This window comes from Pseudomonas sp. GW821-FHT04D07 (assembly GCF_059420225.1).
Genome location: NZ_JBWKTH010000001.1, coordinates 423,805 through 450,240 on the forward strand (window position 1 = coordinate 423,805; position 26,436 = coordinate 450,240).

General features: G+C 58.6%; 28 protein-coding genes, 1 tRNA gene and 1 pseudogene. 23 read left to right on the plus strand and 7 right to left on the minus strand.

Features of this window, described 5'->3' with window-relative positions; translation table 11 throughout:
* Positions 1–87: 87 nt before the first annotated feature.
* The 6 genes from AC07T0_RS01960 to AC07T0_RS01985 form a co-directional block, all read right to left on the minus strand.
* Positions 88–1,284, minus strand: coding sequence for an HAD family hydrolase (locus AC07T0_RS01960; RefSeq protein ID WP_494999614.1), 1,197 nt, complete (start codon positions 1,282–1,284; stop codon positions 88–90).
* Between the two features lie 2 nt (positions 1,285–1,286).
* Positions 1,287–2,354: an ABC transporter ATP-binding protein gene (locus tag AC07T0_RS01965; RefSeq protein ID WP_494999615.1), complete on the minus strand. Its 1,068-nt coding sequence runs from the start codon at positions 2,352–2,354 to the stop codon at positions 1,287–1,289.
* A gap of 75 nt (positions 2,355–2,429) precedes the next feature.
* On the minus strand, positions 2,430–3,215 hold the full coding sequence (locus AC07T0_RS01970; protein ID WP_494999616.1) for an ABC transporter permease: 786 nt from the start codon (positions 3,213–3,215) through the stop codon (positions 2,430–2,432).
* Entirely contained in the window at positions 3,212–4,108 is an 897-nt protein-coding gene (locus tag AC07T0_RS01975; RefSeq protein ID WP_494999617.1) for an ABC transporter permease, read from the minus strand. Before AC07T0_RS01975 ends, AC07T0_RS01970 begins: the two co-directional genes overlap by 4 nt.
* Before the next feature lie 91 nt (positions 4,109–4,199).
* Positions 4,200–5,306 carry an ABC transporter substrate-binding protein gene (locus tag AC07T0_RS01980; RefSeq protein WP_494999618.1) on the minus strand — a complete coding sequence of 369 codons (1,107 nt, stop codon included), beginning with the start codon at positions 5,304–5,306 and terminating at the stop codon, positions 4,200–4,202.
* Between the two features lie 748 nt (positions 5,307–6,054).
* A complete protein-coding gene (locus tag AC07T0_RS01985; RefSeq protein ID WP_494999619.1) occupies positions 6,055–7,377 on the minus strand; it encodes an OprD family porin in 1,323 nt (440 codons plus the stop codon).
* Positions 7,378–8,336: 959 nt separating this feature from the next.
* Between AC07T0_RS01985 and AC07T0_RS01990 the strand changes: the two genes are divergently transcribed.
* Entirely contained in the window at positions 8,337–8,768 is a 432-nt protein-coding gene (locus tag AC07T0_RS01990) for an HIT family protein (protein WP_494999620.1), read from the plus strand.
* Positions 8,765–8,971 (plus strand): SlyX family protein, encoded by a 207-nt coding sequence (locus tag AC07T0_RS01995; protein ID WP_103496682.1) that lies wholly within the window; start codon positions 8,765–8,767, stop codon positions 8,969–8,971. The genes AC07T0_RS01990 and AC07T0_RS01995 overlap by 4 nt, the downstream gene beginning before the upstream one ends.
* 178 nt (positions 8,972–9,149) lie before the next feature.
* Here AC07T0_RS01995 and AC07T0_RS02000 read toward each other — a convergent pair whose 3' ends face one another.
* Positions 9,150–9,755, minus strand: coding sequence for a cold-shock protein (locus AC07T0_RS02000; RefSeq protein WP_318654859.1), 606 nt, complete (start codon positions 9,753–9,755; stop codon positions 9,150–9,152).
* Between the two features lie 516 nt (positions 9,756–10,271).
* On the opposite strand from AC07T0_RS02000, the gene AC07T0_RS02005 reads away from it, so the two are divergent.
* From AC07T0_RS02005 to AC07T0_RS02105, 21 genes and pseudogenes are all read left to right on the plus strand, one after another.
* Positions 10,272–10,610, plus strand: coding sequence for a ribbon-helix-helix domain-containing protein (locus AC07T0_RS02005; RefSeq protein ID WP_100939203.1), 339 nt, complete (start codon positions 10,272–10,274; stop codon positions 10,608–10,610).
* A gap of 166 nt (positions 10,611–10,776) precedes the next feature.
* Positions 10,777–10,998, plus strand: a complete 222-nt coding sequence (locus tag AC07T0_RS02010; RefSeq protein WP_191487164.1) for an FmdB family zinc ribbon protein — start codon at positions 10,777–10,779, stop codon at positions 10,996–10,998.
* Positions 10,999–11,081: 83 nt separating this feature from the next.
* Positions 11,082–12,857 (plus strand): aspartate--tRNA ligase, encoded by a 1,776-nt coding sequence (gene aspS / locus AC07T0_RS02015; RefSeq protein WP_494999621.1) that lies wholly within the window; start codon positions 11,082–11,084, stop codon positions 12,855–12,857.
* A gap of 126 nt (positions 12,858–12,983) precedes the next feature.
* Positions 12,984–13,730: a YebC/PmpR family DNA-binding transcriptional regulator gene (locus tag AC07T0_RS02020; protein WP_494999622.1), complete on the plus strand. Its 747-nt coding sequence runs from the start codon at positions 12,984–12,986 to the stop codon at positions 13,728–13,730.
* A 16-nt stretch (positions 13,731–13,746) separates the two neighbouring features.
* Positions 13,747–14,271 carry a crossover junction endodeoxyribonuclease RuvC gene (ruvC, locus tag AC07T0_RS02025; RefSeq protein ID WP_100938827.1) on the plus strand — a complete coding sequence of 175 codons (525 nt, stop codon included), beginning with the start codon at positions 13,747–13,749 and terminating at the stop codon, positions 14,269–14,271.
* 114 nt (positions 14,272–14,385) lie between these two features.
* Positions 14,386–15,000 (plus strand): Holliday junction branch migration protein RuvA, encoded by a 615-nt coding sequence (gene ruvA, locus AC07T0_RS02030; RefSeq protein ID WP_494999623.1) that lies wholly within the window; start codon positions 14,386–14,388, stop codon positions 14,998–15,000.
* Complete coding sequence (gene ruvB / locus AC07T0_RS02035; RefSeq protein ID WP_121137597.1) at positions 15,001–16,059, plus strand: Holliday junction branch migration DNA helicase RuvB; 1,059 nt, start codon at positions 15,001–15,003, stop codon at positions 16,057–16,059.
* A 138-nt stretch (positions 16,060–16,197) separates the two neighbouring features.
* Positions 16,198–16,665, plus strand: a complete 468-nt coding sequence (gene ybgC / locus AC07T0_RS02040; protein WP_494999624.1) for a tol-pal system-associated acyl-CoA thioesterase — start codon at positions 16,198–16,200, stop codon at positions 16,663–16,665.
* Positions 16,655–17,350, plus strand: coding sequence for a protein TolQ (tolQ, locus tag AC07T0_RS02045; RefSeq protein WP_103033137.1), 696 nt, complete (start codon positions 16,655–16,657; stop codon positions 17,348–17,350). Before ybgC ends, tolQ begins: the two co-directional genes overlap by 11 nt.
* Before the next feature lie 14 nt (positions 17,351–17,364).
* A complete protein-coding gene (gene tolR / locus AC07T0_RS02050) occupies positions 17,365–17,817 on the plus strand; it encodes a protein TolR (RefSeq protein ID WP_248799847.1) in 453 nt (150 codons plus the stop codon).
* On the plus strand, positions 17,817–18,881 hold the full coding sequence (tolA, locus tag AC07T0_RS02055; protein ID WP_494999625.1) for a cell envelope integrity protein TolA: 1,065 nt from the start codon (positions 17,817–17,819) through the stop codon (positions 18,879–18,881). The genes tolR and tolA overlap by 1 nt, the downstream gene beginning before the upstream one ends.
* A gap of 47 nt (positions 18,882–18,928) precedes the next feature.
* Entirely contained in the window at positions 18,929–20,179 is a 1,251-nt protein-coding gene (tolB, locus tag AC07T0_RS02060) for a Tol-Pal system beta propeller repeat protein TolB (RefSeq protein ID WP_494999874.1), read from the plus strand.
* Between the two features lie 53 nt (positions 20,180–20,232).
* Complete coding sequence (pal, locus tag AC07T0_RS02065) at positions 20,233–20,730, plus strand: peptidoglycan-associated lipoprotein Pal (protein ID WP_494999626.1); 498 nt, start codon at positions 20,233–20,235, stop codon at positions 20,728–20,730.
* A 6-nt stretch (positions 20,731–20,736) separates the two neighbouring features.
* Entirely contained in the window at positions 20,737–21,555 is an 819-nt protein-coding gene (gene ybgF, locus AC07T0_RS02070; protein ID WP_494999627.1) for a tol-pal system protein YbgF, read from the plus strand.
* Positions 21,556–21,719: 164 nt separating this feature from the next.
* Complete coding sequence (gene queE / locus AC07T0_RS02075) at positions 21,720–22,367, plus strand: 7-carboxy-7-deazaguanine synthase QueE (RefSeq protein WP_494999628.1); 648 nt, start codon at positions 21,720–21,722, stop codon at positions 22,365–22,367.
* Position 22,368: 1 nt separating this feature from the next.
* A complete protein-coding gene (queC, locus tag AC07T0_RS02080; protein ID WP_494999629.1) occupies positions 22,369–23,058 on the plus strand; it encodes a 7-cyano-7-deazaguanine synthase QueC in 690 nt (229 codons plus the stop codon).
* Positions 23,059–23,121: 63 nt separating this feature from the next.
* Positions 23,122–23,197: transfer RNA gene (locus AC07T0_RS02085), tRNA-Lys, on the plus strand.
* Positions 23,198–23,565: 368 nt separating this feature from the next.
* Positions 23,566–24,261 carry a hypothetical protein gene (locus AC07T0_RS02090; RefSeq protein WP_494999630.1) on the plus strand — a complete coding sequence of 232 codons (696 nt, stop codon included), beginning with the start codon at positions 23,566–23,568 and terminating at the stop codon, positions 24,259–24,261.
* Entirely contained in the window at positions 24,258–25,154 is an 897-nt protein-coding gene (locus AC07T0_RS02095) for a hypothetical protein (protein WP_494999631.1), read from the plus strand. Before AC07T0_RS02090 ends, AC07T0_RS02095 begins: the two co-directional genes overlap by 4 nt.
* Positions 25,155–25,504: 350 nt before the next feature.
* A complete protein-coding gene (locus AC07T0_RS02100) occupies positions 25,505–25,951 on the plus strand; it encodes an Rrf2 family transcriptional regulator (RefSeq protein WP_494999632.1) in 447 nt (148 codons plus the stop codon).
* Between the two features lie 52 nt (positions 25,952–26,003).
* Positions 26,004–26,431 (plus strand): annotated as a pseudogene (locus AC07T0_RS02105) (NAD(P)-binding domain-containing protein).
* The last annotated feature ends 5 nt before the right edge of the window (positions 26,432–26,436 follow it).

The window sequence follows — 26,436 nt, forward strand, 5'->3', positions numbered from 1 at the left end:
TCAAGGATCGAGAATTCGGGTGATACAGGGGGCCAGAGCCCCCTTTTTTACAACCGTGGTCAAAGGGACTGTTCAATCAACCTGAGCTCAGGCTAGCAGCCGGGCCTCGCTGTGGCCGTAGCGCAGGGTTTTTTCATCGGCGTTGAAGCGGCCGGTGTGCTCGTCCCGGCCCTGCAGCACAAAGCGGGCGTCCGAACGGCCCAAGGTGGCGGCCGCCTGCTGGCTGTTGTCGCCAATTACACCTTTTTGCAGGCGGTTGATGATCACCCCCAGGCGTGTATCGGCAAAGTCCTTCATCATCCAGGCGTCGCCATCGCTGTCGCCGAACACCAGGGTCGGGCCGTAGCCTTTTTGGGCTACAAACACATTCTGGATGCCGACGGTCTTGCCCGGTCCCCAGTTGAAGTGCCAGTCCTTTTTATACACATTGGCGTATTTTCCATCGACCATTTCCAGCTTCAGGCCGAGGATATTTTCCGGCGGCAGCCCGTAGCCGTATTTCGGATCGCAGGCAAAAACACGCACCACGTCGTCGATTGATGCGGTGGAGATGTAGATATCGAAACCGTTGGTCCGCAGGGTAGCCATCAAGACCACAATTTCGGCATGCACGCGCATGCCGTAGAAGTGCACCGGAGCAACCCGGCCGGCGCGACCAGGCAGCTGCGCGCTGCTGTGGATAGGCGCCTGGCGCAATTCCTCGGCCAGATTGTATTCAATGGAGTCGGACACCATCGCCTGGAGCTCGGCCGTGGTGAAGTTCTTATAGAAATAAATGATCCACTTGTAGCCCACTTCCATCGGGTAGGTATCGCACAGCGCACCGTACAAAAAGTAGAACTTGGCGCGGAAGTTCTGGAACTGCGCGCTGGCACGGATGACCTCCAGGGGCTGCGTGCCACCCAGCACGGCGCAGTGTGTGTACAGCCACTGGTAGGCGTCGTTGATGTCAGCCACCAGGTCTTCCATCGAGACACGCTGGCCGTCCAGATTGGTGTAGTCCGGGTGGAACAAGCCGCCTGGGACATCCTGGCGCAGTACTTCGGCAAACTCGGCCGGCGTCAGCTTGAACAGCAGGTTTTCGGCCTGGTATAACAACAGCGATTCCTCGGTGTCGTTCATGATGCAAGTATTGTCCCAGTCGAACACCGCATACGGTTTTTGGGCAGGGTTGTAATCGCTACTGGCGCAGCCCCGGGTTTGCAGCAGCTGGTTGATCGCCCGCCGGTTGGCTGCAGACCAGCCCGCGGGTTCCGCAGGCAATACAAAGTTGTCGATCGTCATGCTCAGGCCGTTTCTTCCAGTACCAAAAGATTATCGTATGAGAAGCCCAGGGTGATGTCCTCGCCGCGCTGGGGCAGCGCATGGTGTGGATCGTTAAACACGTCGAGTGAGATCACCACCTCGCCCATGCGCACCCGGATACGCACTACGGCGCCCAGAAAATCAACGTCTTCCACCGTCGCCGCCAGCGAGTTGCGCCCCGATGTCGGCGGCTCCAGCACGATGGCCTCGGGTCGGATCGCCAACGCACGGGTTTGGCCTGCGGCGGCATCAACGATAGGGTTCGATGTCACCAAAGACTGACCGCCCACGGAGATCTGGCCCGCAGCGGCATCCACCACCACGCCGGACAGCAGATTCAGCGTTCCGACAAACGAGGCCACAAAGCGGGTGCGCGGGAAGTTGTAGACCTCGCTCGGCGTGCCGATTTGCTCCACCCGGCCTTCGCTCAGCACGACGATACGGTCCGAGATCGACAAGGCCTCTTCCTGGTCATGGGTCACGAAGACCGAGGTGATGCCCAGCTCGCGTTGTACGGCGCGGATCTCTTCCCGTAGCGAGACACGGATCTTGGCGTCCAGCGCGGACAAGGGCTCGTCCAGCAGCAGCACCTGGGGCTTGCCGGCGAGCGCGCGGGCCAGGGCTACACGCTGTTGCTGGCCGCCCGACAGCTGCGAGGGATAACGCGCGCCCAGGGCCGCGAGGCCGATAAGCTTGAGCATTTCGGTGACCCGCTCATGGATCTGCTCCACAGGCATCTTGGCCACCTTCAGACCAAAGCCGATGTTCTCGGCCACCGTCATGTTGGGGAACAGCGCGTAAGACTGGAACACCATGCCGATGTTGCGCTGGTTGGTCGGCGTGTGGGTCACATCCTTGCCATCGAACTTGATGGTGCCACCCGAGGGGCTCTCGAATCCGGCCAGCATGCGCAAAATCGTCGTCTTGCCGCAACCCGATGGGCCCAGAAAGGTGATGAACTCGCCACGGGCGATGTCCATCGTGAAGTCATGCACCGCGGTCTGAACACCGAAGGCTTTTTTCAGGTGGGAGATTTCAAGGAAGGCCATGGGATGTTTTTTTCCGTCAATGTAGGGGTTGCTACTCGGCTCAGTAGCCAGAACGCATGCCACCCGGGAATGTGCTTAAGGCTTCGCGTTCTTGGCATTGCGCCCGAACACCTGGATCAAACCCATGGAGGCCCAGGTAATCATGAAGGCCATCACCGCCAGCGCCGACGGCTCGTATGCCTTGTTGGCACCCACCAGTTGCAGGTAAGGCCCGAACGCGGGACGGTTCAACAGGCTGGCCATGGTGAACTCGCCGATCACCACTGCAAAGGTCAGGAACGCCCCCGAGAGAATCGCCGAGCGCAGATTCGGGAAGATCACCTTGAACAGAATGGTGAAAGTGCCCGCGCCCAGGGCCTCGGCGGCCTCCGTCAGGGTGCGCACATCGATGGTGCGCAAGCCGGTATCGATAGAACGGTACATATAGGGCAGCGACAAGGTGACGTAGCTGCACACCAGCAGGAAGTCGGTCGCCCGCTCGTTGCCGGTCAGCGGTATCCACGAGTTGCTGCCGAAGATGCGCAGATAGCCAAACACGATGACGATGGCCGGGATCACCAGTGGCAGCAAGGTGATGAACTCCACCAGTGGGCGCAGCTTGGGCAGACGCAATTGCACCCAATAGGCGGTGGGCACGACCAGCAGCACGCCAACCACAATGGTGACGATCGCCATCAGGATCGAATAGCCAAACGTGGCCTGGAACTGAGGATCGCTGAACACCACCCGGTAGGCTTCGAAGCTGTATTCGCCGCGCAGCATGCGCAGGCTGAATTCAAAGGTGGCCAGCAGTGGAATCAGGAAATAACTGGTGCCCACGCCGATGGCGATCCAGGCACCCAAGCGAGAGGTGGGTTTCATTTGCGAGCCTTTTCCGATTTGCTGCGCAGCCAGATATAGCCCGCGTTGGATACCCCGGTAATCACCACCATGCCCAGCGCCAGCGCGTAGCCCAGGTTCGGGTTGTGCAACACGTCGCCACGGATCTGCGCATACAGCAGGATAGGCACGATGTTCAGCGAGCTGCCGGTCAGCGCATAGGCCGTGGCCACCGCGCCGAAGGCGTTCGCAAACAGCAGCAGCATGGCGCCCATGATGCTGGGCCACAGCACCGGTAACGCAATATAACGCCAGTAGTGGTAGGCGTTACCGCCCAGGCAATCGCAAGCTTCGCGCCACTCGCGTTTTAGTCCTTCAAGTGCCGGGGACACGATCAGCACCATCAAGGGGATCTGGAAGTACAGATAGGTCAGCGTCAATCCGGTGAAGCTGAGGATGTTGAAACCGGTGGAATAGAGATTGAAGCCCAGGTACTTGTTCATCAGCGCCGTCACCAGACCCACGCGTCCCAGCGTGGCCAGGAAAGCGAAGGCCAGCGGCACGCCGGCGAAGTTGGAGGCCACGCCCGAGAACGTCATCAAGGTCGGGCGAATCCACTCGGGCAGTTTGCCCTGGACTGCCGCCCAGGCAAGCAGGAAGCCGATGATTCCACCGCCCAGGGCCGACGCCGCACTGATGCGAAAGCTGATCCAGTAGGCGCTGACCACGTTCGGGTCCGCCAAGCCGGCGATATTGGCCAGGGTGAAATGGCCGGACGCGTCCTGGAAGGCACCCACCATCAGATAGCCGGTGGGCAAAATCAAAAACAGGACGGCGAAAGCCAGAAATGGCAGCACACCCAGCCAGTGCCAATTGAGCGACCGGCCCGGTATGGACGGTGCCACGGGTTTTGCAGAGCTCAAGGAATCAGTCAAGTGAAGCCCGCCTTTCAAGCAACCATCCAAGCCATAAAATGACTGGCATGACCGGTGAAGGCCATGCCAGTGCGAAGCCCTCGAAGGCCGGTTACTTCACGCTGGCGCCAACCAGGCTGTCCCACTGCTTGGTGATGGCTTCCTTGCTCGAGTTCTGTTCGTCCAAAGTCGGGAACACGGCCTTGGCATAGCCTTCCGCGGGTGGCAGCTTGTCGAGCATGGCCTTGGGCAGCTTGTTGTTCGCGACCAGGTCGTTGAAGCGGATCGGGTGGCAGTAGCCATTCAACCAGCCCACTTGGCCTTCGTCCGAATACAGGTATTCCAGCCACAGCTTGGCGGCATTCGGGTGTGGTGCATAAGCGCTGATGGCCTGCACATACACGCCCGCGACCACGCCCGACTTGGGTACCACCACTTGCACATTGGGGTTGCCCTTGAGTGCGTCGCGGTCGGCCAAGGCGTTGTAGTCCCAGCGGATGATGATAGGGGTCGTGCCTTGTGCCAGGGAGGCGGCCTTGCCGATCACCGGCACAAAATTGCCGGCCTTGTTCAGATCGCCGAAGAACTTCAGGCCGGCGGCGGCGGCCTTGGCGGGATCGCCACCAGCGGTCGCAATACCGGCGGCATAGATGCCCTGGATGGCCTGGTTGGCGGAACGCGGGTCGCCCGCCAATGCCACGGAGTTCTTGTAATCAGCTTTGAGCAGGTCGCTCCAGTCGGCCGGTATCGAGCTGATCAGGTCGGTGTTGACCTCGAAAGCCAGCACGCCATAGTAGTCGCCATACCAGTAGCCTTCCGGATCTTTCACCGAGTCAGGGATGGTCGCCCAACTGGCTACTTTGTAGGGCTGCAGCAAGCCGGCAGCCTTGGCCTGGGGGCCGAAAGACAGTCCCACGTCGATGGTGTCAGGTGCTTGCGGGCCCTTGTTGTCCTTGTTCGCCTTGATGGCTTCGAGTTCGTCGCCTGAACCGGCGTCAGGGTTCAGTTCGTTGACCTTGATGCCATACTTGGCTTTGAAGTTCTTGATCTGGTCGCCATAACCGCACCAGGAGTTCGCCAGGGCGATAACTGTCAGCTCGCCCTCTGCCTTGGCTGCTGCGACAAGTTCCGCCGATGCGGCCGATGCATTTTGTGCGCAGACTAGAGCCGCGGGGATGGCTGCTGTTAGAGCAAGGACTTTGAATGTTTGACGTGGCATATCACTTCCTTTTCGGTGTCCGGTAGATGGGAGTTTGACGGCGGAAGATCAGGGCACAGCGAATCACCTTGGCGCAATGGCAAGGTCATTACATCTATTATGTAAACAATCAGCCGACACCTAGCCTAGGCTGGCGGTACAGGAAAGAAATGTAACTTTCAGAACTTCAATTGCATACTACTGTCGGCGCTGCGCCTGCGCAATCGTAGTGGCGATTTATGACTCTTTCGCGACAATTTGGTCGTAAATGGCAATGTGCGGGCTGAAATGGGTGTGAGGTCCAACCCTCGCGTAGGCACCGAGATTGTCGGTGTTCCAGATAGAGCTTCATTGCCGTTGGAGGTAGGAAAACGAGGTTGTCCGATTCATTTTGGAAGCCCTGTTTTGGCTGTTGAGCTTGAGCTGGTATTTGAGCTGTTTCTTGACTTCAGGTGTCAGGCAGAGGCCATATGATTTGATTGATGGCTACACTGCGCAAAGCCATCCTTGTGACGCAATAAGGTTATGAGGCTTTGAAGTTGGCAAGAAGCGGGGTAGGTGCGGGCGGCAGGAACTCAACGAGTTCATACTCAGCGAACTGTTCTTGGTACTAAGAGCTGTTCCGAACGATGTTTTTTGACTTTTTCAGCCGTTGGCGGGACGTTCAGCCACAAGATTGCATCCATACTGGGTGCACAAAAAAAGGCCCATCACCAGGATGGGCCTTTCTTCAAACGAGTGTTACATCATCAAGCAAGTAATCAGGTGATTACAGGATGGTGATTGGGTACTCGGTGATCAGGCGGAACTCGTTGATGTTCTGATCGCCATCTGCAGCGTTACCACGATGCCAAGCTTGGCGTGCACGGAAGGACAGGTCCTTCAGAGGGCCAGACTGGACAACGTACTTAGCTTCCAGGTTGGTTTCGAAGTGATGACCGTCATCGCCATAACCGTTATTGGCAGCATATGCAGCGTTCATATGGGTGCCGTCGATGCCATCACCATGGACATAACGAGCCATGAAGCTCAGGCCTGGGACGCCGTACTCAGCCATTTTAATGTCATAACGGGCTTGCCAGGATTTTTCACCTGGGCCGTTGAAGTCGGAGTACTGGATGGAGTTCGCCAGGAAGATCGAGTCGCCACCGCGGTTGTTGTCACCCACACCGACGTAGTCGAATGGCTCGTTGCCGTTGACCTTCTGGAACGCCACAGTAACGGTGTGTGCCTTCAGGAACGAATAGGCGGCTGCCAGCGAGAAAGCGGTGTTGGAGATTTTACCTGCCTTCGCCGCACCAGTATCGGTTGTGCGATACAGGTTGAAGTCGAAGTTAACGGACTGGTCAGTCGCCACTGGCAGGGTGTAGTTCACGTTGGTGTAGTACTGGTTCCAGGTGTCCTGGAACTTGGCGCCATAGAGGGACGCGGTCAGGTTTTCATTGATGGCGTATTTACCACCCACGTAGTCGGCGCTCTCAACCTTCGTACCGCCATACTGCGTCCAGAGGCCGCCTTGCAGCGATGTTTTGTCCTGGCTGCTACCTGCATAGAAATGACCGGCTTCGAGGTCAAGGTCTTTGATCTCACTGCTCTGCAGCTGGAAGCCACGAGCTGTCTGTTGGAACAGACGGCTGCCGCCCACGGCGAATACGGGTGCAGTGCTCGGGCTGAAGTCACCGAATTTCAGCTCGGTTTTGGAGATTCGAACTGCAACGTCGGCACCAGCTTTGCCGAAGCTGTTGTTTTCTTCGCCGGTTGATGAGGTGGTCATGTTACCACTGCCGGTTTTGCCGTCAGAGCCGTCCAGCTTGAAGCCAGCATCGCCGAAGCCTTCAACCTTTACACCGACGGTGCCTTGGGTGTAACCCGAACTGAATTTGCCGAGAACACCTTGGGTCCAGTCGACTTGGTCGTGACCGATTGTCTTGTCACGATTGAAATAGTAGTTCTTCAGAACCACACCAGCCGAAGCACCTTCAACGAAACCCTTGGCGTCAGACTGAGGGGTTACGAACGGGTCGGCCATAGCCACTTGCGAACCTGCTGCGTAAACAGCCAGGGCGATCATGCTCCACTTCATCACGCGCATCGTGATTTGCTCCTTTGGTTTTAGGAAGAGTACTGCCGTCCCACCTGTATTTTTGTCTGGGCGGCTCTTTCTTTTTTGTGTCGGCGCAAACTTATATCACGCTGACAAACTTGGCGATACTTGCACACCTATCCTTGCGGCTTCTTTACGAGCCTGTCGCAAAAAGCTAGCTCCATGTCGCAAATTCACAGCCTTTGTGCCGCGGCTGCACAACTTCAGCGCTGTTTTCAAGGGCATGAGCATAGAAACAAATCGTCTATGTTCAAGCCCTGAACTCTCCATGGGCGCACTGTGCTGCGTTGTTACGGTGTCGCAGGGGCTTCAGCGTCCGGGCTGACCCTCTGTCGCGACTATTTACTCACCAATGCAACAAGCATGCACAAAGTGAAAAATTCGTGAGAAAAATTTTATCCGCCTCCGTCATCACGCTGAAACCCTTATGAAACCTAGGGCGGTTGGCGTTTGCGCCGGGGCTTGACGTAGTGCTTTTCCTTGTGCTGCTAATCCATTGAAAATCCATGAAAAGCCAAAAACGTTACCGGTCCACACTGCGACTGGGTAGTCGTGGCTGAAACGTGCACTGATAGTAGCCGCAGTGTGCGGTTTTGGTGCAAAAAGTTGATCAACAGTTTCGATGCGGGCATCGGGTACTGGCAAGAAGTCTTCTCTTATCCCTTGAGTCAGCTTTCACCGTCGATGATGTAGGTCAAGGATTTCAGAAAAAGGTGACATTTTTGTGGCTACATGGGTTTTTTATTGCCAGTGTGTAATTTTGTGGTCTTTGTGGCGATGAAAAAGCACCGCTTGTTCCATTCTGGCGCAGTGCGTGCTCCGTATTCGCGCATTTGCGTCCGGCGCTTGCGTGGCCCGTGAACCGGCGACCGATCACGGGTATCCTGATCGCCTGTCGCCGGGCGTTCGCCGGGCGCAAACCTATCCGTCACGCAGGAGTATTCACGGTGTTCGTTCTCGATTCGCGCCTTCAACAAGACACCTTGCCGATGGGCGACCTGCCGTTGTGCCGCGTGCTGCTGTCCAATGATGCGAACTATCCCTGGTTCATTCTGGTGCCACGGCGCGCGGATATCAGTGAGGTGTTCCAGCTGGAGGCGGCCGATCAGCAGCAATTGTGGCGCGAGACCACGGAGCTGGCGCAGTTGCTCCAGGTCACCTTCGAGGCGGACAAGATGAATGTCGCGGCCTTGGGCAATGTGGTCAGCCAGTTGCACATGCATGTGATCGTGCGTCGCCGTGACGACGCGGCCTGGCCGGCACCGGTCTGGGGCAAGCAGCCGGCGCGGCCTTATACCGATGGGGAAGTCGGGGTGATTCGCGAGCAATTGCGCCTGGCGTTCCGGCATGACCCGCGTTTTGTGCAGGTGGGCGTATGAATCTTGAAGATCGCGTGACCGAACTGGAAAGTCGCCAGGCGTTTCAGGATGACACCATTCAGGCCCTCAATGATGTGCTGGTGGAGCAACAGCGGGTGGTCGAGCGCCTGCAACTGCAGATGGCGGCTTTGCTCAAGCGTCATGAAGAAATGATGGGGCAGTTCGATTCCTTCGAGGAAGAAGCTCCGCCGCCGCATTATTGAAGGCCTCACGATATTTTGCGGTGATACGCAGATTTGTGGGAGCCGGCTTGCCGGCGATGAGGCCGGTGAGCCTTGTAGCGTCCATCCGGACGCCATCGCCGGCAAGCCGGCTCCTACAGGTTTTCGACCATAAAAAAACGCGAGGCAGCCAAGCTGTCTCGCGTTTTTTTGTGGCCGATCAGCGCCGCGGCAGGGCCGCGATCACGTCTTCGGCTTGCAGGCCCTTGTCCCGGTTCATCACCGAGAACTCCACGCGCTGGCCTTCGACCAGGACGCGGTGGCCTTCGCCACGGATGGCGCGGAAGTGCACGAAAATATCATCGCCGGAATCCCGCGAGATAAAGCCGAACCCCTTGGAGGTGTTGAACCACTTCACGGTACCGGTATCGCGATTGCTCATGTCGTAGCTGTGGGAAGCCGCCGCCGGGGAAGATTTCTTGTAGAAACTCACCGCCAGGTGCAGCAACACGGCAAGCACGGCGGCCAGCAGACTCGGAAGCACGGCGGGTTGACCGCCGATCAGAGTCAGGGGGGCAAGCAGGGTGAGGATTTGCAGTGCCACGGCGACGATCAGCAGGATACTGACCAGGATTTGCAGTTGATGCCGTGGACCCTTGTTCCAGTAAGGAATGACTGGCGCGAGGGTCAGGTTGAGCAAGCCGAAGAATGCCAGGTACAGCGCGTCGGGTTGTTGCAGGTAAGGCAGGGCTTCGGATCGCAGGCTGGGGATAAAGGACAGCAGCAGGGCAACGGCGCCCGTTAGCAGGTGGACGATTTTCAACATTTTAATTGACTCACTCAAGACAGATCACAAGGAAGAGCGGGTGGCACACGGTTCGCTTCTGGAAAAAAGGTGAGGCGTTGGGCACGTGTGGGCATCCGCCTATGCGTCACTGTCAGAGATTCGACAGTCACGACACAGCCTCTATTTAACAGCAAAGCCCCTGCCTTCTCAAACTTCGACGCCAGGCCACTGTTGGAGAACTTGCGGCGGGGCGGGGCCCGTGTCGACACAGCCCGCGGGCCAGACACCTGGCAGGGGGGGGGGCGTGGCGGATTTGTCGCAGTCGCCATGGCAGCTCGAACCGTGGGCACCAGCGAGCCCGTGGTATTCGCGACGGCGCAGGCCTTCGCCCAGGCCCGGCCCCAGGCTTTTCGTTGTTCTTCCTTATTAATGGACTCTTCCTACGGAGGCTGTAGTGCAGTCTGCTGGATAGGGTTTTTTACTTAATGTTTTATGTCAGGAGGTTTGCCAGGAGCGCCTTTATTCAAAGGTGTGCAGCGACGGAGTGCGATGAAAATGGTTCAGTGGGTAGGGCATGAGGTGGGGAGTTCCGGTTGTTTGCGCAAGACCCGGGTGGATCCCCTGTTACTGGATTTCGATATTGGGTTGGCGAAGCCAGTTTCGCGCTCGGTGCGTTTGAATGGTTTTGCCACCTGCTTGCGTCTGGAGGAGGTTTACTGGAAGGTACTGGCCGATATAGCCAATACCCATGAATGTACGGTCAATGCCTTGCTGTCCAATGTGGATATGGAGGTTCACCTGCGTTATGGCGGGGTGAAAAATTTCAGCGGCTTGATTCGGGTGGTCTGTGTCGTTCATCTGCTGACGTTGGGCGGTTTGTCCCGGGCCCTCTAGGCTTGCCCGGGCGTCTCGATGGATTGGCGAGACGGCATGGGCTGGGGCGCTGACCGGTCCACGGCTGCAAAGGCTCGATTTAACGGATATAATCCCGCTCTTTGCTGCATGGCCCGTCCCGGGCTCGGGCAGCAGTGATGCCGTTATCTGAGTGCCGAGACGCCCCATGCCCATGTACGACTACCAATGCGCTTCCTGTGCTCATCAACTGGAAGCCATTCAAAAGATCAGTGATGCACCGCTGGTCGACTGCCCGGCCTGCCAGGCACCGCAATTGAAGAAAATGCTCTCCATGCCAGGCTTCCGCCTCAGCGGCACCGGCTGGTATGAGACGGATTTCAAGACCGGCAGCAAGAAAAACCTGGCCGGTGGCGATAAAGCCGACTGAAATAAGCGACACGAGCGGGCGCTTGTCGCGTTGCAAAGACAAGACCTCCACCGAATTCGAATGACTAGAAGCGAACCACGACCATGATGCGCAGCCATTATTGCGGCCAACTGAACGAGAGCCTGGAAGGCCAGGAAGTCACCCTTTGCGGATGGGTCCACCGTCGTCGCGACCATGGCGGGGTGATTTTCCTCGATATCCGTGACCGCGAAGGTCTGGCCCAGGTGGTCTTCGACCCGGATCGCGCCGACACCTTCGCCGCCGCCGATCGCGTGCGCAGCGAGTACGTGGTCAAGATCACCGGCAAGGTCCGCCTGCGTCCGACCGGTGCCGGCAATGCCAACATGGCTTCCGGTGCCATCGAAGTGCTGGGTTATGAGCTGGAAGTGCTGAACGAAGCGGAAACCCCGCCGTTCCCGCTCAACGAATATTCCGACGTCGGCGAAGAAACCCGCCTGCGCTATCGCTTTATCGACCTGCGTCGTCCGGAAATGCTTGAGAAGCTGCGTCTGCGTTCGCGCATGACCACCAGCATCCGTCGTTACCTGGACGAAAACGGCTTCCTCGACGTCGAGACGCCGATCCTGACCCGTGCGACCCCCGAGGGTGCCCGTGACTACCTGGTGCCGAGTCGCACCCACGCCGGCAGCTTCTTCGCCCTGCCGCAATCGCCGCAGTTGTTCAAGCAACTGCTGATGGTGGCCGGCTTCGACCGTTACTACCAGATCGCCAAGTGCTTCCGCGACGAAGACCTGCGGGCCGATCGCCAGCCGGAATTCACCCAGATCGACATCGAGACCAGCTTCCTCGATGAAAAAGACATCATGGGCCTGACCGAAGGCATGATCCGCAACCTGTTCAAGGAAGTGCTGGATCTGGAATTCGGCGAATTCCCGCACATGACCTGGGACGAGGCCATGCGTCGTTACGGTTCCGACAAGCCGGACCTGCGTATTCCGCTGGAACTGGTGGACGTTGCCGACCAGCTCAAGGACGTTGAATTCAAGGTGTTCAGCGGCCCGGCCAATGACCCGAAATGCCGTGTGGCCGCCTTGCGCGTCCCGGGCGCGGCAAGCATGCCGCGCAGCAAGATCGACGAGTACACCAAGTTCGTCGGCATCTACGGGGCCAAGGGCCTGGCGTACATCAAGGTCAACGAGCGCGCCAAGGGCGTCGAAGGCCTGCAGTCGCCGATCGTCAAGAACATTCCTGAGGCCAACCTCAACGTGATCCTCGATCGCGTCGGCGCGGTCGATGGCGATATCGTGTTCTTCGGTGCCGACAAGTCCAAGATCGTCAGCGAGGCCCTGGGCGCGCTGCGGATCAAGGTCGGTCACGACCTCGAGCTGCTGACCTGTGAATGGGCGCCGATGTGGGTCGTCGACTTCCCGATGTTCGAAGAGAACGAAGACGGCAGCTTCACCGCCTTGCATCACCCGTTCACCGCGCCGAAGTGCTCGCCTGAAGAGCTGGCGGCCAACCCGGCCACCGCCCTGTCCCGCGCCTACGACATGGTCTTGAACGGTACCGAGCTGGGTGGCGGTTCGATCCGTATCCACCGCAAGGAAATGCAACAGGCGGTGTTCCGTCTGCTGGGAATCAGCGAAGCGGAACAGGAAGAGAAGTTCGGCTTCCTGCTCGATGCGCTGAAATATGGTGCTCCGCCCCATGGTGGCCTGGCCTTCGGCCTGGATCGCCTGGTGATGCTGATGACCGGCGCCCAGTCGATTCGTGAAGTGATCGCGTTCCCGAAAACCCAGAGCGCGGCCTGTGTCATGACCCAGGCGCCAGGGCTGGTGGACGCCAAGGCACTGCGCGAGCTGCATATCCGCCTGCGCGAAACCCCGAAGGCAGAGTAAGACTGACCCAAGGGCGCATCCATTGGATGCGCCCTTTTTCAAGGTCGAGACTTTTTATTGCTGGCCGCTGCCACAGGGCAGGGCGGGCAACGTTTCAAAGAGCACAAAGAGAATTCGGAGCGAGTTATGGCAGGTCATTCCAAGTGGGCGAACATCAAGCACCGCAAAGAACGTCAGGATGCCAAGAAGGGCAAGATCTTCACCAAGTGGATTCGTGAGCTGACCGTCGCCGCTCGTCAGGGCGGTGGTGATCCAGGCTCCAACCCACGTCTGCGCCTGGCGCTGGACAAGGCCCTCGGCGCGAACATGAGCCGCGATATCATTGATCGCGCGGTGGCCCGCGGTGCCGGTGCGGCCGATACCGACGATATGGTCGAGCTGAGCTACGAAGGCTACGGCCCCGGTGGCGTGGCGGTGATGGTTGAATGCATGACCGACAACCGCAACCGCACCGCGGCGGCCGTGCGCCACGCGTTCAGCAAGTGTGGTGGCAACCTGGGGACCGACGGTTCCGTGGCCTATCTGTTCGAACGCAAGGGGCAGTTGTCCTTCGCCCCGGGCATCGATGAAGACGCGCTGATGGAGGCGGCGATGGAAGCCGACGCCGATGACGTGGTCACCCATGAAGACGGCTCGATTGACGTGTTCACCTCGTTTGCCGGCTTCTATACGGTGCGTAACGCCCTCGACGCGGCGGGATTCAAGGCGGCTGACGCGGAAATCGTCATGTTGCCGACCACCAGTGCCGAACTCGATCTGGAGGGCGCGGAAAAGGTCCTCAAGCTGCTCGATATGCTCGAGGACCTGGATGATGTGCAGAACGTCTACTCCAATGCCGATATTCCCGAATCGGTAGCCGAACAGCTCGGCTGACCCAAACGCAGGCGCTATGACTTTAATTCTTGGTATCGACCCCGGTTCGCGCATCACCGGCTATGGCGTGGTGCGCGATACCGGGCGTGGCTGCGTGTACGTCGCCTCGGGCTGCATCCGCACCGGCAGCGGCGAGTTGCATGAGCGTTTGCAGATCGTCTACCGCAGCGTGCGCGAAGTGATCCAGACCTACGGTCCGGTGACCATGGGCATCGAAAAGGTGTTTATGGCGAAAAACGCCGACTCGGCGCTCAAGCTCGGACAGGCGCGGGGCGCGGCGATTGTCGCCGGGGCCGAGGAAAACCTCGAGATCGCCGAGTACACCGCGACCCAGGTCAAGCAGGCCGTGGCCGGCACGGGCGGCGCCAACAAGGAACAGGTGATGATGATGGTCATGCACTTGCTCAAGCTCACCACCAAACCGCAAATCGACGCCTCGGATGCCCTGGCGATTGCCCTGTGCCACGCACATACCCGCTCCAGTCTCTTGCCTCATGGCTTGGGCGCTGCACGTAGCCGTGGCGGTCGCCTGCGTCTCTGATAGCATCATCGCCTCAAACAATTTTGCTTGCCGATAGCGTCACGCCGGATAAGGTAGTGCGCTATCGTTCCGAGTCGTCAGCCAACGGTCTGGCCAGAAATAAGGATTTGATACGTGATTGGACGTTTGCGCGGCACCCTGGCAGAAAAGCAGCCGCCGCACCTCATCCTTGATGTGAATGGCCTCGGCTACGAACTGGAAGTGCCGATGACCACGCTTTATCGCCTGCCGTCGGTCGGCGAGCCGCTGACCCTGCACACCCATTTGGTCGTGCGCGAGGATGCCCAGTTACTCTATGGCTTTGTCGGCAGGCGCGAGCGCGACTTTTTCCGCGAGCTGATCCGGCTCAATGGTGTTGGGCCGAAGCTGGCCCTGGCGCTGATGTCGAGCCTGGAGGTCGATGAACTGGTGCGTTGCGTGCAGGCCCAGGACACTTCGGCGCTGGTGCGCGTGCCCGGTGTCGGCAAGAAGACCGCCGAGCGCCTGCTGGTGGAGCTCAAGGACCGCTTCAAGGCCTGGGAAACCGTGCCGAGCATGTTTGCCCTGGTGCCCAACCAGCCGGACGGTGCGCCTGCGCTGCCGCTGGCCAGCGCCGAGTCCGATGCGGTCAGTGCGCTGATTTCCCTGGGCTACAAGCCCCAGGAAGCGAGCAAGGCGGTGTCGGCAATCAAAGATAAAGACCTGAGCAGCGAAGACATGATTCGTCGCGCCCTGAAGGGAATGATCTAAGTGATTGAAGCTGATCGTTTGATAACCGCCTCCGGCGGGCGTGACCGCGAGGAAGTCCAGGATCGCGCCATCCGCCCGTTGAGCCTGGCCGAGTACATCGGCCAGCCGACGGTCAAGGAGCAGATGGAGCTGTTTATCCAGGCGGCGCGCGGGCGCGGCGAGTCCCTTGATCACACCCTGATCTTCGGCCCACCGGGTCTGGGCAAGACCACCCTGGCCAATATCATCGCCCAGGAAATGGGCGTGTCGATCAAGAGTACTTCTGGGCCGGTACTGGAGCGGGCCGGAGACCTGGCGGCGCTGCTGACCAATCTCGAGCCCCACGATGTGCTGTTTATCGATGAAATCCACCGTCTGTCGCCCGTCGTCGAAGAAGTCCTGTACCCGGCGATGGAGGACTTCCAGCTCGATATCATGATCGGCGAGGGACCGGCGGCGCGCTCGATCAAACTCGACCTGCCACCTTTCACCCTGGTCGGTGCGACGACCCGCGCCGGCATGTTGACCAACCCATTGCGTGACCGCTTCGGTATCGTCCAGCGTCTTGAGTTTTATAACACCGCGGACCTGGCGACCATCGTCACCCGTTCGGCGGGGATTCTCGGCTTGCCGCTGGACCCGGAAGGCGCATTCGAGATTGCCCGGCGGGCCCGCGGCACGCCGCGGATCGCCAACCGGCTGCTGCGCCGGGTACGTGATTTCGCCGAAGTGCGGGCCAAGGGCCATATCACCAAGGCCGTGGCGGACCTGGCCTTGAACCTGCTGGATGTCGACGAACACGGTTTTGACCACCAGGACCGGCGCCTGCTCTTGACCATGATCGAGAAATTCGACGGCGGTCCGGTGGGCGTGGACAGCCTGGCGGCGGCGATCAGCGAGGAGCGGCACACCATTGAAGATGTGCTCGAACCTTACCTGATCCAACAGGGCTACATCATGCGCACCCCGCGTGGACGGGTGGTAACCCGGCATGCCTATCTGCATTTCGGTTTGAACATTCCGTCGCGCTTGGGTGAAATGCCCGTGGTAGACGAGTTTCTGGATGCGCTGGACGAGTAAAAGCAGGATTGGGGCTGATTTATTCGCGGTTTGCGTTGTCCGATGGGCACGTGTCACGAATCTTCATGCAAAAAGTCGTCGAAGGATGAAAAACAGTTGCCTGGCCGGATTGGCAACCTGAGGAGTAAGCACTAGAGTATGCGCGCGCAAAACGGGGTTCAGTCGTTCGCACATCGCTGTCGCGTTTATTACGAGGACACCGATGCCGGCGGCATCGTGTATTACGTCAATTACCTTAAGTTCATGGAGCGGGCTCGAACCGAGCGGCTGCGGGAGTTGGGCTTTGCTCAATCGTCGCTGGCAGGGGAGAACCTGTTGTTCGTCGTGCATTCCAGCGAAGCGCGTTACCACGTGCCGGCGCGGTTGGACGACGAACTGCTGATCAGCGCCGAGGTGATTGAGCTGAACCGTGCGAGCCTGCGCTTCAAGCAGCAGGTCAGGCGGGCTGATGATGAAACGCTGCTCTGTGAAGGGCGGTTCCTGGTGGCCTGTGTGCGCGCCGATAGTTTAAAACCCCGGGCCATTCCAGAAGCCTTGCGTTCGGCCTTTGCCGACACAAGCGGCGCGGGTACTCACTTAGAGCAGGAGATAAAGCGTGGAAGCTAACGTCGTCGACCATTCCTCCATGTGGAGCTTGGTCAGCAATGCCAGCATCGTGGTGCAATTGGTCATGCTGATCCTGGTGGCCGCCTCGGTCACCTCGTGGATCATGATTTTTCAGCGCAGCAACCTGCTGCGCGCCGGTCGCCGCGCCCTGGAGAGCTTCGAAGAGCGCTTCTGGTCGGGTATCGACCTGTCCAAGCTCTACCGTCAGGCCGGCAGCAACCCGGATCCGGACTCGGGCGTGGAGCAGATCTTCCGCGCAGGCTTCAAGGAGTTCTCCCGTCTGCGCCAGCAACCGGGCGTTGACCCGGAAGCGGTCATGGAGGGGGTATCCCGTGCCATGCGCGTGGCCATCTCCCGTGAAGAAGAAAAGCTCGAGCAGAGCCTGCCCTTCCTCGCCACCGTCGGTTCCGTCAGCCCGTATATCGGCCTGTTCGGTACCGTCTGGGGGATCATGAACTCGTTCCGTGGCCTGGCCACCGCCCAGCAGGCGACCCTGGCCACCGTGGCCCCGGGTATTTCCGAAGCCCTGGTGGCCACCGCCATCGGCCTGTTCGCGGCGATTCCTGCGGTTATCGCCTACAACCGTTTTGCGGCCCGTGGCGAGACCCTGATCAGCCGTTACTACACCTTCGCCGATGAGTTCCAGGCGATCCTGCACCGTAAAGTGCACACCAGCGAAGAGTGAGCAGGTAAATCCCCATGGCCCGAGTTCGCCACAAACGCAAGCCGGTCGCCGAGATGAACGTGGTGCCCTACATCGACGTGATGTTGGTGCTGCTGGTTATCTTCATGGTGACCGCGCCGATGCTCAATCAGGGCGTGAAGGTTGATCTGCCCAAGGTTTCCAGTGAAGCCTTGCCGCAGGACAACAACACCCAGGTCCTGACCATTTCGATCAAGGCTGACAAGACCTACTACTGGAACCTTGGCAGCGAAGTCGACACCGAAAAACAGCAGGACAGGGCCATGACTCTGCCGCAGATGACCGACGCGGTGACCAAGATCATTCGCGCCGGCACCGACAGCGGCAAGCGTACCCAAGTGTTCATTCGGGGTGACAAGACCGTCGACTATGGCTCCGTCATGGGTGCCATGGGCGGTCTGCAGAAGGCCGGCGTCGGTAATGTTGGCTTGATTACCGAGGCCCCCTGATGCACCAACAGCGAGAGCCGTCCGCTTCGGAAAGCTACTTCTGGCCCAGCGTCTGGGCGATTGGCCTGCATATCCTGATCTTTGGCATGCTGTTCGTCAGTTTTGCCATGACGCCGGAATTGCCGGAGGCCAAGCCGATTGTCCAGGCGACCCTGTATCAGCTGAAATCGAAAAGTCAGGCGACCACCCAGACCAATCAGAAGATTGCGGGTGAGGCGAAGAAATCCGCCGCGCGCCAGACCGAAGTCGAACAGATGGAACAGAAAAAGGTCGAGCAGGAAGCGATAAAGGCTGCGGAACAAAAGAAAGAGGAAGCGGCTCAAAAGGCCGACGAAGCCAAGAAGTCAGACGAAGCCAAGAAAGCGGACGAGGCGAAAAAGGCCGAAGAGGCCAAGAAAGCCGACGACGCGAAGAAGGCTGCCGAGGCGAAAAAGGAATTGGCTGATATAGCCAAGAAGAAAGCCGACGACGAAGCCAAGAAGGCCGCTGAAGAAGAGGCCAAGAAGGCCGCTGAAGACGCGAAGAAAAAAATCGTCGAAGACGCCAAGAAGAAAGCCGCGGAAGACGCGAAGAAGAAATCCGAAGCGGACGAGGCGAAGAAGAAAGTCGCCGAAGACGCGAAGAAGAAAGCCGCTGCCGATGCTGCGAAGAAGAAATCGCAGGATGCGGCGCGTAAGTCCGCCGAAGATAAAAAGGCCCAGGCCCTGGCAGACTTGCTTTCCGATACGCCGCAACGCCAACAAGCCCTGGCCGATGAGCAGGGTGATGAAACGGCGGGCAGTTTTGATGATCTGATTCGTTCGCGGGCGGCGGAAGGCTGGGCACGTCCTCCTTCGGCGCGTAAAGGCATGACGGTGGTGCTGCAAATCGGCATGTTGCCGGACGGTACCGTGACCACGGTCTCGGTGGCCAAGACCAGTGGCGACGGCCCGTTTGATGCCTCGGCGGTAGCTGCGGTCAAGAATATTGGTCGTTTGACGGAAATGCAGGGAATGAAACCGAGCGACTTTGCGCCCTATCGTTCCTTCAAGATGACATTCACACCTGAGGATCTAGCCTTGTGAGAAACCTTCTTCGAACAATGCTTGTCGTGATCTGCTGCCTGGCAGGGATGGCGATGGCGGATGAAAAGAACATTCTGGTCACCAGCGGCAGCGATCGGGCCACGCCCATCGCGGTCGTTCCGTTCGGCTGGCAGGGCGGTAGCGTCCTGCCGGACGACATGGGCCAGATCATCGGCGACGACCTGCGTAACTCCGGTTACTACTCGCCGATTCCGAAACAGAACATGATCAGCCTGCCGACCCAGGCCAGCGAAGTCATCTACCGTGACTGGAAAGCCCTGGGCGCCCAGTACATCATGGTCGGTAGCATCGTTCCTTCGGGCGGTCGCCTGCAGGTGCAGTACGCGCTGTTCAACGTCTCCACCGAGCAGCAAGTGCTGACCGGCAGCGTCTCGGGCACGGTCGAGCAGTTGCGCGACATGTCGCACTACATTGCCGACCAGTCGTTTGAAAAACTCACCGGCATCAAGGGTGCGTTCTCCACGCGCATGCTCTATGTCACGGCTGAACGCTTCTCGGTGAACAATACCCGTTACACCCTGCAACGCTCGGACTATGACGGTGCCCGCGCGGTGACCCTGCTGCAGTCGCGCGAGCCGATCCTGTCGCCGCGTTTCGCCCCGGATGGCAAGCGTATCGCCTATGTGTCGTTCGAGCAGAAGCGCCCGCGCATCTTCGTCCAGCACATCGACACCGGTCGCCGTGAGCAGATCACCAACTTCGAAGGCCTCAACGGTGCGCCGGCCTGGTCGCCGGACGGTAACCGCCTGGCATTCGTGCTGTCCAAGGACGGCAATCCGGACATCTACGTGATGAACATGGCCACGCGCCAGATGAGTCGCGTCACCAGCGGCCCGGGCATCAACACCGAACCGTTCTGGGGCAAGGATGGCTCGACCATCTACTTCACCTCCGATCGCGGCGGCAAGCCACAGATCTACAAGACCAACGTCAATGGCGGCGGTGCGGAGCGCGTGACCTTCATCGGTAACTACAACGCCAACCCGAAACTGTCGGCGGATGAGAAGACCCTGGTGATGATTCACCGCCAGGATGGCTTCACCAATTTCCGTGTGGCCGCTCAGGATTTGCAGCGTGGGACAGTAAAAATACTGACAGACACCAACCTTGATGAGTCAGCCACTGTCGCACCCAACGGCACCATGGTAATCTACGCCACCGCCCAGCAGGGCCGGGGAGTCTTGATGCTCGTGTCCATCAATGGACGCGTAAGGCTCCCGCTTCCTACCGCTCAAGGCGAAGTCAGAGAACCTTCCTGGTCCCCTTACCTGAACTGACGCGGCGCTTTACGATTTTGCTTAACACACTGGGGTTCATTAGGAGTTTTACGATGGAAATGCTGAAGTTTGGTAAATTTGCTGCGCTGGCTCTGGCCATGGCTGTAGCTGTAGGTTGCTCGTCCAAAGGCGGCGACAATGCCGGTCAAGGCGCTGTAGACCCAAACGCTGGTTACGGCGCTAACACTGGTGCAGTTGACGGCTCCCTGAGCGAAGAAGCTGCTCTGCGCGCTATCACTACTTTCTACTTCGAATACGACAGTTCGGACCTGAAGCCAGAAGCCATGCGCTCCCTGGACGTTCATGCCAAGGACCTGAAAGCTAACGGCACTAAAGTCGTTCTGGAAGGTAACACCGACGAACGTGGTACTCGCGAGTACAACATGGCACTGGGCGAGCGTCGTGCGAAAGCCGTTCAACGCTACCTGGTACTGCAAGGTGTTGCCCCAGCTCAGCTGGAACTGGTTTCCTACGGTAAAGAGCGTCCAGTAGCTACTGGCCACGACGAGCAGTCCTGGGCTCAAAACCGTCGCGTCGAACTGCGTAAGTAATTCGTCATGCGAACGTGCCGTCGTGCTGTAACTGTTCTGGCTCTCAGCCTTATGCCGCTTGCGGCGTGGGCTGCGGTTCCTGTGGTCGATGACAACTCCGGCAATAACGGTGGGAGTTATCCGCCTGCGGGTTACGGTACGAACGGCGCCTATGCCGGGGGAGGGGTTTCGGCCCCTGTCTCGGCACAGGGCGAGCTGTTCAATCAATTGCAACGCATGCAGGAACAACTCGCGCAGCAACAAGGCGTGATCGAAGTTCTGCAAAATGATATTGCGCGCATGAAGCAGGAAAACCTGGAACGATACCAGGATCTTGATCGGCGCATAGGCAGTGGCGGCGCTCCGGCGGCTGCGGCTCCTGATAATTCTTCAGCCGGTGGCAATGTCAATGCCGCCGCCGGTGCTGCACCTGCTGCCCAGGCCCCCGCGGCCAGCAGCGAGCCGGGTGATCCGGCCAAGGAAAAGCTCTACTACGATGCGGCCTTCGACCTGATCAAGGCCAAGGATTTTGACAAGGCCAGTCAGGCGTTTAGCGCTTTCCTGCGCAAGTACCCCAATAGCCAGTACGCCGGTAACGCACAGTACTGGTTGGGCGAAGTGAACCTGGCCAAAGGCGACCTGCAAGGTGCCGGTCAGGCGTTTGCCAAGGTCAGCCAGCTCTATCCCAAGCACGCCAAAGTGCCGGATTCGCTGTACAAGCTGGCGGATGTCGAGCGTCGCCTGGGTCATACCGACAAGGTCAAAGGCATTCTGCAGCAGGTGGTTTCCCAATATCCGGGGACTTCCGCCGCGCAGTTGGCACAGCGTGATCTGCAGCGCATGTGACGGCCGATGGCCTGCTTGAAGAAACCCGCGCTTGTCGCGGGTTTTTTCGTTAGAATTCATCCCCTTTTTTATGAAACACGCTGTTCTGGACTGTGCGATTGCAGGTTCATTGCAGTGCCTGACTGAGGCGGACGGCCTGTTTAGCTGTTACGCCCGTGGCGACTATGCAAGACACATTGAGAATCACCGAAGTTTTTTACTCGTTGCAGGGTGAAACGCGAACGGCTGGGCTGCCCACCGTTTTCGTACGCCTGACCGGCTGCCCGCTGCGCTGCCAGTACTGCGACAGTGCCTACGCCTTCAGCGGCGGCACCCTCATGACCCTGGACAGCCTGCTGAAGCAGGTCGCCGATTACCGTCCGCGTTATGTCTGCGTGACGGGCGGCGAACCGCTGGCCCAGCCCAATGCCATTCCCTTGCTCAAGCGGCTCTGTGATGCCGGTTACAGCGTATCCCTGGAAACCAGTGGGGCGTTGGATATCTCGGCAGTGGATACCCGGGTCAGCCGCGTGCTCGATTTGAAGACGCCGGGCTCCAAGGAATCGCACCGCAACCGCTACGAGAATATCGAGTTGCTGACCGCCAACGATCAGGTCAAGTTTGTGATCTGCTCGCGGGAGGACTATGACTGGGCGGTGTCCAAGCTGATTCAGTACGGTCTGGAAAAGCGCGCGGGTGAAGTGCTGTTCTCGCCGAGCCACCATGATCTGTCGGCTCGTGAGCTGGCCGACTGGATCGTCGCGGACAATCTGCCGGTGCGCCTGCAGCTGCAGTTGCACAAATATCTATGGAATGACGAGCCGGGGCGCTGATATGACCACCCAAGCAAGTACTGACAAGAAAGCGGTAATCCTTCTCTCCGGCGGCCTGGACTCGGCCACCGTAGTGGCCATGGCGCGTGCCGAGGGCTACAGCTGCTACACCATGAGCTTCGACTACGGCCAGCGGCACCGTGCCGAGTTGCAGGCGGCCGAGCGGGTGGCACGTGATCTCGGGGTGATCGAGCACAAGGTTATCGGCCTGAATCTCAACGGTATCGGTGGCTCGGCTTTGACCGACAGCAGCATCGATGTGCCCGAGGCGCCGAGCGAAGGCATTCCGGTGACCTATGTGCCGGCGCGCAACACGGTGTTCCTGTCGTTGGCCCTGGGCTGGGCCGAGGTGCTCGGCGCCCATGACATCTTTATCGGCGTTAACGCGGTGGACTATTCCGGTTATCCGGATTGCCGTCCCGAGTTTATCGAGGCTTTTGAAACCCTGGCTAACCTGGCGACCAAAGCCGGTGTCGAGGGCAATGGTTTCCGTATCCAGGCCCCGCTGCAGAACCTCAGCAAGGGCGATATCGTCCAGGCCGGGATCAAGCTGGGAGTCGACTATTCACTGACGGTATCCTGCTATCAAGCGGATGCTAACGGCTTTGCATGTGGGAAATGTGACAGCTGCCGGCTGCGTGCTGAAGGCTTCGCCGCGGCTGGAATCAGTGATCCGACACGTTATTTTTGATTTTTTTCATTTAAGGTGTTGAATTCCCGTTAGAAATCAGTATTATACGCGCCACCACACAGCGGGTCGTTAGCTCAGTTGGTAGAGCAGTTGGCTTTTAACCAATTGGTCGTAGGTTCGAATCCCACACGACCCACCATATTTGCAGTAGAAGAAAATCCGGAAAACCCACGAAAGTGAGGGTTTCCGGATTTTTTTTCGTCTGCGTGAATGTTTCCTTGATGTCTGTGCAGGGTCGGTCAGCAGTTGGCCCGGTTTTCGCGTTCAGCCTTTAGCGGGCGATGTTTTCTTTCGCAGGAATCTTGACGCCATTTTTCAAACGATCTAGCATGCCCCGCTGCAATGATGTCATTATGACATCTGTTGCTGGCGGGCCTCGCGGCGAGAGCTGTTTGAGTAAGCACTCCACAAGACGCTGCCGCTGAGCCTATTGCTACGTACTCTCGCTCTCGCGAGTGTGATCAGCCGTTGTAGAAAGTCGAACTTCACCCTCAAAAGGATTTGCCAATGTCGCTACGCGTCGCTCTGAGTTCCCTTGCCTTGCTGTTCGTTTGCTTCGGCTTGATAGGTTGCGCCTCCACCCTCCAGAAGCCCATCGAGCTTGACCAGCAGTTCTGGGGCGACAAGAGCCAGAGCATCGGTGTGGCTATGACGACCCTGCCACCTTCGGAACTGGCCCTGGTAGGCAATCAAGGGCTGCTGGATCTGGCGATCAACAAAGGCATCAACAGCAAGCTCAGCGATCAGGTTGCTACCTGGAAACTGAATGATGCCGCTACCATTCCCGACGAAATCGTTGCCAAGCTGCTGGCCAAGGGCTACAAAGCCAAGAAAGTGGACGAGGTAGTCGACCTCAAGGTCTATAAGGAGACTGCGTTTCACGATGGTTTTTTCAGACGCGACCTGACCCCGCTTCAAGCAAAGTTTGGCGTGGATCGCTTGCTGCTTATTTCCTACACCGCAAGCGGTGCCTTTCGCAGTTACTACAGCATAGTTCCCACAAGTGTCCCCACTCCGCAAGTAGGCGGCATCGGCGCGGTGGTAGATCTGCATGACAATCACCTGCTCTGGTACAAACCCTTCGCTGTTGTCCACCCCGCTCAAGGCGAATGGGACCAACCGAACTACAGCAACTTGTCCAACGCGTTCTATCAAGCTGTGGACAGCAGTCGCCAACTGGTGATTACTCCTTTCGCACAATGAAGATCTGGTATTGCGCATTCCTGTTGGCCGGCGGCGTGCTGCTGACGGGATGTGTCGAACATTCAGTTTCCGAACCCGATTTCGACGATCCATCCGCACTGCCTTACGTCAATGCCCACGGTGTGAGTGTGGAGGTGCAGCTGCCGCCCGAGGGCTTTGTCACCGCGAGCATGGTCATTGACGCCAAGACTGCGCAAAACGCCATGCAAACTAGCGACACCCTGACGCGAAGTGCGGTCAATGCCGGTGGTCTGGTAGGCCTGCTGGCGGCCAGCGCCATCAATACCCGAACCGGTGTCGGTGCACTCGAGCGCGATGCCAGGGCCAGCGCACAGAATGACGCTCGGCCCATGGCCGCGCTGCTTGACGACCAGGGCCTGCAAGACGTCCTGCAGCGACGTTATCGAGAAGCGAGTCAGGCTGCCGGACTCAGGCAAGCACAAGGACTGGTCAGCGCACGGTTGCTGATTACCGCGCAACTGGTGCTCAGCGCTGATCGCAGCCGTTTTGTCCTGGTCAGCCGAACACAGGTTCAGGACATTGCGGGTTCGGTTCTCTATCAGCGGCGGATCGAGGTCCTGGGCAAGCCATTCCGTCGTTGCGGCGAGCAGTGCGTGGATGACGGGCACCTGGATCAGGCCAGGGTGAATGAGCAGCTGCAAGTGTGCATTGCCGAAGCCATGCGTGTGTTGACGCAGGATTTAAATGTCACCGATAGCCATTTCAGCCGCGAGGAGACCATCCGTTACGTACTTGATGGCCAGCGCATCGTCGAGCGTGGACAACTGCTGCCTTCTTCCGATGGATACCACCGCTATCGCAACCTGGACGGAGCGCTCAAGTCGGTGCCTGTTGTCTTCGAGAATACAGCGAGCGAAACCACTCTTCCCTGATCGAGCTGATCCTTCAGGGCGACACCTGGGCTTCGGTAGCGAGCGCTATCTAGCAAAGTGGCCTCAGCCGAGAGCATTAAATGCGCGGGTTACTTGGCCCAATTCGTTGCACCAAGAACCACAGGATGGAGATGAGACCATAAAGGCTGGACTTGCCCCTACCAGACAGGAGACTAGCCAGCGGAGAAGGCACGCGCAAGCGGTCAGGATTTTCTAGGAAATTTCAGTCAAGGGAAAGCGAGTTGTCTTGCTGGCAATGAAAAACCGATGACGGCTGAGGCTGAGTTAGAAATTGACGGCAAAAAATATAAATGTAATAGTGTTGGTTACACACAGTTTGGATGTCCGCGATGCCTACCAGCACACGCTTTGCCGTCGCGATTCACACACTTGCAGCCATTGCCGTGAGTGGTGGCAGGCCTATGCGCTCTGAAGACCTCGCCTATAGCGCCAACACCAGCGCTGTGGTGATCCGTGGACTGCTTTCGCGTCTAAGCGCGGCAAAACTTACGACCTCTCAACTGGGCGCTGGCGGCGGTGCGCTGCTGGCAAAGCCGGCGGCGCAGATCAAGTTGCTGGACGTGTATCGAGCGGTAGAAGCTCCGGAGCTTTTTTCCTTGCACCGCACGCCTCCCTGCGAAAGCTGCGCGGTTGGCGGAAATATCCTGGCGGCGATACAACCTTCATTGGATCGCGCGCGTCAGGCGCTTGAGATGGAATTGGCGAAGGTCAGCGTTGCCGACATCGCCGAGGAAGTGGCACGGCTGGGCAAATTCACCATTCCTTTGGCGTGGTGAGTTTTTACTGATAAATGTAACTGTGTTGGTAACATACTTGTGAGGTGTTGGCATGAGCATAGGCATCATTGGAGCAGGCAACTTGGGCGGTGGATTTGCTCGGGCACTGGCCAAGAAGGGTATCCCCGCGTTGATTGCCAATAGCCGGGGGCCGGAGTCGCTGAGGGCATCAAGGCCCTGGATATCGGTGGCAAATCCTCCAGCGTGGTGTTTTCGGAACTGGTGCCCGGTGCCCGTGTGGTAAAGGCGTTCAATCACCTGGATGCAAAGGTGCTGGCCAATCTGGACGTGCCTAATGGCCAGCGGGTGTTTTTTCTCGCCGGTGACGATGCCGATGCCAAGGCGGATGTCGCCAAGCTGATAGGGCAACTGGACCTGACGGGCATCGACCTGGGGTCGCTGGGGTCGCTGGAGTCGGGCGGGAGGTTGTTTGAACTTCCGTTTGGTCCGTTGTCTGTTATCAACTTGGTGAAGATATAAGCGTC